Origin of the sequence: Bartonella sp. TT119HLJHH, assembly GCF_042193385.1 — a bacterium.
GTDB lineage: Bacteria > Pseudomonadota > Alphaproteobacteria > Rhizobiales > Rhizobiaceae > Bartonella.
In genome coordinates, this window is the sequence record NZ_JBHILS010000022.1 from 1 (window position 1) to 9420 (window position 9420).

Consider the following 9420-nt stretch of genomic DNA (forward strand, 5'->3'; position numbering starts at 1 on the left):
GCTGCATTCATGGCGGTACTCGAGCCAAGCCCCAAAGCACCGGTAATGGCACTGGCAGCGCCCGAGGCTGCTCCGCCTGTAACCGCCGTGACAGCCAATGCCACGATAGCCGCACCGGCTTCTGTCAATCCTTGGGCTTTATAATCCCAGTCTTTAAACTCAGCCTTAACTGCTTGCCAATCCACTTGCTTGGATAATTCTGGATCATCACGCAGTTGCTTAATCCATGCCATGCCTGGAGAGAGTGACAATTGCTCAAGGGATTTGTCTAAATCACCGGTTGCCTCATATTCAACAACGAAGCCATTGCCTGCATCAAGCTTCATGCCACCCTTAGCATCTATGGTGACATGCTCGATGGTCTCCTTAAGGTAACCTTTGTCGCCCTCACTCCACCACACAAGGTTTTCATTACGCTGATAAACGTCCTTAAAATCTTGATCCTTGTTGGTCAGAAACTTGATTTTTCCCTTATCTGATGCCAAATGCGTCTGACCACCACTTGATAGCCCTGCCGCACCAAGTGTGAGATCCCCATTTTGCGCGTGCATGGAGAGGTTGCCCTCTGCTTCTATCGTGGTTTTGTTTGTAGTAACTTCTGTTGATTGTTGACGAAACTTATTCTTTTGTTTCGATTTGTCGCCTTCTTTGCCCCTAAGATCCAAATCAAAACTGTTAAAATCTTGCTCTGAAATCGCGTTGAGAGCGCCACCACTGGTGAAATCCCCATTGCCCTTGGCTTTAAACTTTCCCTCAAGGTTAAGTTCACCACCTGTGACAATGGTCAAATCTCCATCACTTTTGACTTCTGTCAAACGGTGCTCACTGCTTTGGGCGTTATAATGCCCTTTTTCCAATGTTTCCTTATGGTCACTCTCTAGCACTAATGAACCAAACGTAGCAGAACCACCGACAATCACCGTCATCGGACCGCCGCTGGTGAATTCCCCACCCTCTGAGCCAAGATCACCAAGGGATTGAATGTTTAATTCATGATCAGAGAGAATTTGTCCCTTCTGCCCAGCTCGATCAACAAAACCATATTCATTCGTGTCACGGATTTTAGCGGTACTATTGACAATCGTATCACCCGTCATGGTAACCGTATCACCATGAATAACACCGGAAGAAAAAGCCCAAGGGCTGACAGAAGCCGGTGCGGCTATCGTGGCCTTGGCTGTCACGGCGGTTACGGGCGGAGCAGCCTCGGGCGCTGCCAGTGCCATTACCGGTGCTTTGGGGCTTGGCTCGAGTACCGCCATGAATGCAGCGATACAGGCAGGTGTCCAAGCGCTGATTAACAAAAGCGCTGTGGCTCTTGTCAATAATCGCGGCAACATTGCCGGCGCCTTGCATGAGCTTGGCTCTTCAAAGAATGTTCTCAGCATTGTTTCGTCGATGTTGACAGCAGGCTTAACCAGCCAAATAACGGAAATGGCAGGTGTTGGACAATCCTTGCCAAAAACGGCTCCTTTTGTCGATCGTATCGCCAGTGAAGCGGAAAAGAACCTGATCAAAGCCGCCATTGGCACAGGCGTGCAAACGGCTCTTGAGGGTGGCTCTCTTGACAAGAACTTTTTTAACAATCTGCGCATCGCCCTGTCTGATACGGTTGGAAAATCGTTGGCGGAAGAAATCGGTACCGCCAAGGCTGAAGGCAAAATAGACACGGTCACACAGATCGTTGCCCACGCCGGTCTTGGCTGCTTAAAAGGCGCTGTTGCGAGCGGTGCTTGCACAGCCGGTGCTGTGGGGGGTGCTGTGGGCGAAGCCACCGCTATGCTCCAGTTTCAATTGTGGGTGCAAGGCATTGTGAAAGAGGAAATGGGGGACCTAAACGGTCGCACCCCAACTCCGGAAGAGGAAGCGCGTATAAACGCAAAGATTGATGCGCAGTTTGCTGACTTTAGAGACCACACCATTGATGTTGCACGGGCTGCTGGGGGCGTTGCCGCTGCCCTTGCCGGTGGCAATGTTGATGCCGGTGCCGATGCCGCAGGTAATGCCGCTGCAAATAACTACCTCAGCAGTGCGCAACAAGCTCAGATGGAGAAAGAATTAAAGGAGTGTCCTGACCTTTTATGTGAAGCAGCAGTGTCTGCGAAGTGGTCTGCGATTAGTACAGGGCAAGATATAAGCTTTGGGGCAGGTATGGTAGCTGGTGTACCGGCTGAAGTATACGGTACGGTTGATGGTTTTTTGCAAATAATCAGTTCTCCTACGGTTGGTGACTTGATACAAATAGCCAAAAATTCCAAAGAGATTTTGAAAGCGCTCAAAGATTTCTTCACCAGTGGTAAGGTGTTGGCTACCCTTGGGCATGCCTTTGCACAGCCCTATGTAGATCGCATTAATAAAATGGAGGAGGAATATGAGCGAGCCGGTGCCGGTGGTTCCTTTAATGCTGGTCTTGAATTTGGAAAATTATTGACTGAAGTAGCAACGCTGTTTTTGGGAGGTGCTGGAGCAGCCAAGGAAGGTATAAAGCTTGGCGAAAAGGCTGTGATCAAGTTCAATGCTAGGAAAGATTTTGCCCAATTTGCTTCCAAGAAAAATCTTGCAGAACTTGCAGCTTAGGGAGATCCTGACAAACTAGCTGCTAGGAAAGAACTAACTAAACTCGCTGCTAAAGAAAAAAAGCTTTGGTTAAAAAAGAAACCCACTAAATTTACCGATAGCAAATTTGGTCAGACGAACAAAGCCTATCAGAGAGACGATTTGTTTGATCCTAATAAAAGGGTAAAATGGATGGAAAACAAAAAAGAAGTGTGGGGCACCAATATTGAGAGAATGGAAGCAGGAAGAGCACCTATAGGTTTTGATGGTCAATCTGTTGAGTTGCATCACCTAAAACAAACGCCTGAAGGGCCCATAGCAGAAATGAGCAAGGAATCTCATAACAAATATAGTTCCGTGATTCATAATAATCCAAAAACACATCAATCGCTTATAGAGAGAAAAAAGTTTGAGAAGTGGAGAGCGGAATATTGGAAGGAACGTGCTAAAGGGTATAGAGAACAAACAAACAGTAATTTAGGAGGAATAATTGATATGAGATGGGGTATCATAGGGATAGATTTTGACGGATGGGGACAGGAGCATCGGCAATAATGCTCTACGGTTGATGAAAAGAGAAAAAAGAAACTTATAGAATAATTTATGGAGAATAATTGATGAAAACCTATACCTTAGATGATGTTGCAGTATTAATTGATAAAGTGAATAAATATGATGATGAGATTATCAATTTTGGTACTGCAAAAAATGCAGTTGATGATCTTGTAATTGAAAAGGCGGAGAAAACTCTCGGCTTACAATTCACATCGTCTTACAAGAGTTTTTTAAAAAATTACAAAGGAGGGGAAATTGGTGGTGAAGAAATCTTTAGTCTTTATAAGGAGTGTGGGGAAGGTGTTCCTGTTGGTGATATTGTTTACCGAAACTTACTCGATAGAAAAGATGGTTTTGCGACACCAGAACAGCTTATCGTTTGTGATGCTGATTTTGATGAAACCTTTTATTTTGATTATACGCAGTTTAGGGATGGTGAATGCCCACTCTATGTCAGGTTTCCATTGGGCGATTGCGAATATTACGCCAGTGATTTTTATGAGTTCCTTTGCAAACGGATTATAGTACACGCGGGAGAAGAGATACCTGATGGTGATCAACCAATTGAAAAGATTGAGAACACTCCCACTCCGCAACCTATACCTTTTTACAAGAGCTTTTGGAAAAAACTATGGAAGAGGTGAAGTTGATAGAGGGAATATGGAGCGTTTATCACGCAAGTTTTGAGGATCATCTATGAAAACCTATACCTTAGCTGATGTTGCAGTATTAATTGATAAAGTGATTAAATATGATGAAGAGATTATCAATTTTGGTACTGAAGATGATGCAGTTGGTGATTTCGTGATTGAAAAGGCGGAGAAAGCTCTCGGTTTACAATTTACATCGTCTTACAAGAGTTTTTTAGAACATTGTAAAGGCGGGGACATTGGTGGTAAAGAAATCTATAGTCTTTATGATAATCCTATGGGTATTCCTGCTGGTGATATTGTTTTTCAGAACTTAAATGATAGAAAACGTGGTTTTGTGACAGCAGAACAGCTTATCGTGTGTGAAGCTGATTTTGATGAAACCTTTTACTTTGATTATACGCAGTTTCGAGATGGAGAATGTCCAATCTATGTTATGTTTCCATTGGATAATTGCGAATATTACGCCAGTAATTTTTATGAATTCCTTTGCAAAAGAATTAAAGTACACGTGGGAGAAGAGATACCTGAAGGTGAACAACCGATTGAAAAGATTGAGAACACTCCCACTCCGCAACCTATCCCTTTTTACAAGAGTTTTTGGAAAAAACTATGGAAGAGGTGAAATTGATAGAGGAAATATAGAGCGTTTATAACGCAAGTTTTGAGGATCATCTATGAAAACCTATACCTTAGCTGATGTTGCAGTATTAATTGATAAAGTGAATAAATATGATGATGAGATTATCAATTTGGGTAGTGAAGATGATGAAGAAAATGAAACAGATGATTTACAGATTGAAAAGGCGGAGAAAACTCTCGGCTTGCAATTCACATCCTCTTACAAAGTTTTCTTAAAAAAATATGGAGGAGGAGAAATTGGTGGTGATGAAATCTTTAGTCTTTATAAGGAGTGTGGGGAAGGTATTCCTGCTGGTGATATTGTTTACCGAAACTTACTCAATAGAGAACGTGGTTTTGTGACACCAGAGCAGCTTTTCGTTAGCAGAACAGATTTTGGTGAAACCTTTTATTTTGATTATACGCAGTTTAGGGATGGAGAATGTCCAATCTATGTCATGCTTTCATCTGAAGATTGCGAATATTACGCAAGTAACTTTTATGAATTCCTTTGCAAAAGAATTAAAGAAAGCGTGGGAGCTGAGATACCTGATGGTGATCAACCGATTGAAAAGATTGAGAACACTCCCACTCCGCAACCTATACCTTTTTACAAGAGTTTTTGGAAAAAACTATGGAAGAGGTGAAATTGATAGAGGAAATATGGAGCGTTTATCACGCAAGTTTTGAGGATCATCTATGAAAACCTATACCTTAGCTGATGTTGCAGTATTAATTGATAAAGTGAATAAATATGATGATGATATTATCAATTTGGGTAGTGAAGATGATGAAGAGAATGAAACAGATGATCTACAGATTGAAAAGGCGGAGAAAGCTCTCGGTTTACAATTCACATCCTCTTATAAAGTTTTTTTAAAAAAATATGGAGGAGGAGAAATTGGTGGTGAAGAAATTTATAGCCTTTATGGAGATTGTGGGGAAGGTGTTCCTGCTGGTGATATTGTTTACCAAAACTTACTCGATAGAAAACATGGTTTTGCGACACCAGAACAGCTTGTCGTTAACAGAACAGATTTTGGTGAAACCTTTTATTTTGATTATACGCAGTTTAGGGATGGTGAATGCCCACTCTATGTCAGGTTTCCATTGGGCGATTCTGAATATTACGCCAGTAATTTTTATGAATTCCTTTGCAAAAGAATTAAAGTACACGCGGGAGAAGAGATACTTGAAGGTGATCAACCAATTGAAAAGATTGAGCACACTCCCACTCCGCAACCTATCCCTTTTTACAAGAGCTTTTGGAAAAAACTATGGAAGAGGTGAAATTGATAGAGGAAATATGGAGCGTTTATCACGCATGTTTTGAGGTTCATCCATGAAAACCTATACCTTAGATGATGTTGTAGAATTAGTTGATAAATATAATGATATTATCAATTTTCGTACTGAAGAAAATGCGGCTGATGATCTACGGATTGAAAAGGCGGAGAAAGCTCTCGATTTGCAATTCACATCTTCTTATAAGAGCTTTTTAAAAAAATATGTAGGAGGAGAAATTGGTGGTGAAGAAATCTTTAGCCTTTATAAGGAGTGTGGAGCAGATATCCCTGGTGGTGATATTGTTTTCCAAAACTTAAATGATAGAAGAGATGGTTTTGCAACATCAGAACAGCTAGTCGTGTGTTACGCTGATTTTGATGAAATTTTTTATTTTGATTATACGCAGTTTCGGGATAGAGAATGTCCAATCTATGTTATGTATCCATTGGATAATTGCGAATATTACGCCAGTAATTTTTATGAATTCCTTTGCAAAAGAATTAAAGTACACGTGGGAGAAGAGATACCTGAAGGTGAACAACCGATTGAAAAGATTGAGAACACTCCCACTCCGCAACCTATCCCTTTTTACAAGAGTTTTTGGAAAAAACTATGGAAGAGGTGAAATTGATAGTGATGAAATATATAGTCTTTCTAGAGAGCCTAAGTATTACACAAGTAATTTTTATGTAAAAGAATTACAGAGCATGCTGGGGGAATGATGATGCAAACCAAAGATGTCACAGAGGTTTTAAAAAGATTGGGCTGGGAGCCTTATCGTGATAACGTGGGGGATACTTTTGCGCATTATCATCTTCCTGACTACATTGTGGGCATAGGCTATGATATAAAAAATTATGGAGAGAGCGGCAAAGAGTTTCGGTTATCGGCTAAACTCATTACTGCTTCCTATTGCCTTGCTTGGGAAAAGGATCAATCTAAGGCTTTAAGAAACAAAACTCTTCCGCCAAACGCCTCACTTTTTCATTTGAGAGATGAATTATCAAGGAAAGAATTCCCCTCCAGATTTATATAGATAAAAAGTTCCAAGAAAGGAAAATCTCATGGACGTCACAAAATTTTGTAAATTGTATTAATCATTACTTAGGCGAAAATTCTACGTACGTTTCGTCGCCGTTAATGTGTTTATTTCCATTTTCATCCTTGGTATTGGACTATAATGGAGATTTTAAAAATTGCTTTTATTCAGAAGCTTTTGTGAATCTACAAAATTATGAGGCAATAGATTGGTCAGCTCAAAGCGTTTTAAAATCTTTGAAAGAATCTGGCGCATGTAGCGGATGTCGTGGGAAGGTATTTTGTGGATAAGGTTAACCAATTTAAGATTTATAGTGTTAGCAAGTCTACAGCTCTAGTGGTTGCTGTTTTACCACTTTTTTTGTCAGAAAAATTGCATTTGTCGCAAGCGGATATTATTTTAATCGGTAGTTATTTTTTATTGCTTCCTTTGATCTTAGAAGTCCCCTTGGGTTTATTATCAGATGTTTATGGAAGTAAGCGCGTTATTTATACTGGGCTATTTTTCTTTCTTTGCGGTTTTTTAGCTCTTTTTATGAATTATGCATATTTTGCTTACGCCACTTATTTGTTGTGTATTACATTAGCAGCTGCTTGTTTCTCAGGTGCGGAAGATAGTTTACTCTTTTCTGTAGTACCAAAGCATCGCACACTGTTTTCCGTTAAGTCCGAAGTGGCTGCTGTTACCTATAGTGTGACAACGGTACTTATTTTTTTAGGGGGAATACTTTATTATGTGCATCCTGCATTGCCTGTAATTTTTCAAGTCCTTTCATTAATTTTTGCTATTTTTATGTTTTCAAAACTGACGAAGGGATTAGATAGTTTTCATATCAACGCTCATCCGAGTATTTTCACAGTTATGTGCGCCAGCCGTAAAGAAGTCAAAAACCCTTATCGCTTCACGCTTATTTTTTTAAGTGCAGTTTCAGCTTTTGCTATTTTGGTTAATAATCGAACTGTTTCTATCGCATTTTCTGATTTTTTGCCATTTCAACCTGCTATTTTGGTTTCGATTATTTTTATCATTGGGAATTTTTTTCAGCAAGTTCCAATATATTGTTTCAGAAGTATTTTTCAAAGTTTCAAAATCCTATTTTTCCCATCTTAATGATTGGTTGTATGGTAACCATTGCTTTTTTTCTCATGTCATTTCAAATCATTGCGGCTCTTATATTAGGATTTTTACTGCTATGTGTTTTTAAATCTGCTTATCGATCTTATCTGTCGTCTCTTCTTATAAATTCACTGATTGATCCCAAAGCTATCGCGACTGTTTTATCATTTACAGCCATTATTACAGCTGTTGTATCCTTTGCATTCAGTTTTTTATACGGTCATGTTTTTTCAACATTCTGGCAAGCTAATTTGTGGTTGGCAGTGGTTATGGCTGTGATTTTTGGGGTGTCTGCTTTAATTATTTTTGTCAGAAAACAAGAAATCATTTGGTTACAGCCTGAAAATGCACAATCGTCAAAACAACATTTCTTGAAACGCAAGCATCAAGAGTTTTGCTATGGGCAAATTTATCCAGAAGCATCGTGCATTAATGAAAACATCAAGGATGGTTCTTTTCGACAAAGTCTCTATCCTGCACCAAATTTGATAACACTTTGCGATGAAGTAGTCGAATGGGAGTTTATCCGGGGTACTGTATTGAGCCAAATGGATTTGCTACATCAAAAGGCGATTATTGATCAAATCAATAAGATCTTTCAAGATCGATTAAGCAAGAATATAACCTTATCACATGGAGATTTACAGCCTGATAATATCATTGTTACTCCTGATAGTTCTTTTATGGTAGTGGATTGGGATTTATGTCAAGAAGCCAGTCCGGAATTGGATATCTTAACATTTTTCACCAGTCCAAGATTATCTCTCAATTTGGAAGAACGGATAGACTATATTTCTCATTTGCTGTCTATATCAAAGGATGAATCTTTACCAATGATAAAAGCGTTTGTGGCTAAAAAAATTTCTGATTTTTGTCTATACCCAAATATTTTCATGAAACAATTAGTATTGGATTATATGAACTTGAATAAGGAATTTCATGGGCGATAATATTGTAATTTATAATGAAAATTGCAGTGCGGGCTGCAATCATTGTCCGTATTCGATGGAATGTATATGTTCCTATTACGACGAACCGTCTACAAACAGATCACATATCCGATATGCTACGTGTTAAGAAGGCTTTGCTCAATAATACAGAATTTACCTCTGCGATGTATGGAAGCAATGAAGGTGGTGGGATTCAAGGCAAAAAAGCACCTTCACCAAAACATTCTGGAGGTTATAAGAATACGGCAAATATACGGATGATTTCGCATATCGGTTGTGAAGATGGTTGCGGTTATGTTTGGCAGTTTTTAGCAGGAACGTTTCCTATGCAAATAACGAATAGGGGGCAGGCTAGGTTAGAAATGAGATGGTTATCAGGAGGAGGAGGGTGGAGTCATGGTGTAGATAGCGGATGTTTTGCACGCTCCACGGTATCTTCTTCTAGAGGTAATGAACAATTATGTGCGCGTGGTTGTAGCCATTCCCGTGATTTGTGAGGAGGGTTAGATGATAGATTATCCAGAGCATTTAAATAGCAAAGAAGATTATATGAATATGCTTTCCTTTGGTAAGGCTGAAACCGTAAGGAGGCTAGGGAATCTTTTAGCAACACGTTTTTATTGGGTTTTTGTTAAAGAGCTTGGAG

General features: G+C 39.8%; 9 protein-coding genes and 2 pseudogenes. 10 read left to right on the forward strand and 1 reads right to left on the reverse strand.

Features of this window, described 5'->3' with window-relative positions:
- Positions 1–1136, reverse strand: a pseudogene (locus ACFIJL_RS08000) (hemagglutinin repeat-containing protein); the annotation flags it as partial.
- Here ACFIJL_RS08000 and ACFIJL_RS08005 point away from each other — a divergent pair.
- From ACFIJL_RS08005 to ACFIJL_RS08050, 10 genes and pseudogenes are all read left to right on the forward strand, one after another.
- Positions 1132–3111, forward strand: a pseudogene (locus tag ACFIJL_RS08005) (DUF637 domain-containing protein); the annotation flags it as partial. The pseudogenes ACFIJL_RS08000 and ACFIJL_RS08005 overlap by 5 nt on opposite strands.
- Before the next feature lie 62 nt (positions 3112–3173).
- Positions 3174–3755 carry an SMI1/KNR4 family protein gene (locus ACFIJL_RS08010; RefSeq protein WP_375624079.1) on the forward strand — a complete coding sequence of 194 codons (582 nt, stop codon included), beginning with the start codon at positions 3174–3176 and terminating at the stop codon, positions 3753–3755.
- Between the two features lie 52 nt (positions 3756–3807).
- Positions 3808–4386, forward strand: coding sequence for an SMI1/KNR4 family protein (locus ACFIJL_RS08015; RefSeq protein ID WP_375624081.1), 579 nt, complete (start codon positions 3808–3810; stop codon positions 4384–4386).
- A 52-nt stretch (positions 4387–4438) separates the two neighbouring features.
- Positions 4439–5029 carry an SMI1/KNR4 family protein gene (locus ACFIJL_RS08020; protein ID WP_375624083.1) on the forward strand — a complete coding sequence of 197 codons (591 nt, stop codon included), beginning with the start codon at positions 4439–4441 and terminating at the stop codon, positions 5027–5029.
- A gap of 52 nt (positions 5030–5081) precedes the next feature.
- Complete coding sequence (locus tag ACFIJL_RS08025; RefSeq protein WP_375624085.1) at positions 5082–5672, forward strand: SMI1/KNR4 family protein; 591 nt, start codon at positions 5082–5084, stop codon at positions 5670–5672.
- Between the two features lie 52 nt (positions 5673–5724).
- Positions 5725–6294 (forward strand): SMI1/KNR4 family protein, encoded by a 570-nt coding sequence (locus ACFIJL_RS08030; RefSeq protein WP_375624087.1) that lies wholly within the window; start codon positions 5725–5727, stop codon positions 6292–6294.
- Positions 6295–6393: 99 nt separating this feature from the next.
- Complete coding sequence (locus tag ACFIJL_RS08035; protein WP_375624089.1) at positions 6394–6705, forward strand: DUF6990 domain-containing protein; 312 nt, start codon at positions 6394–6396, stop codon at positions 6703–6705.
- A 285-nt stretch (positions 6706–6990) separates the two neighbouring features.
- Positions 6991–7818, forward strand: coding sequence for an MFS transporter (locus ACFIJL_RS08040; RefSeq protein WP_375624091.1), 828 nt, complete (start codon positions 6991–6993; stop codon positions 7816–7818).
- Between the two features lie 35 nt (positions 7819–7853).
- On the forward strand, positions 7854–8774 hold the full coding sequence (locus tag ACFIJL_RS08045) for a phosphotransferase (protein WP_375624093.1): 921 nt from the start codon (positions 7854–7856) through the stop codon (positions 8772–8774).
- A 14-nt stretch (positions 8775–8788) separates the two neighbouring features.
- Positions 8789–9271, forward strand: coding sequence for a hypothetical protein (locus tag ACFIJL_RS08050; protein WP_375624095.1), 483 nt, complete (start codon positions 8789–8791; stop codon positions 9269–9271).
- Positions 9272–9420: the final 149 nt, after the last annotated feature.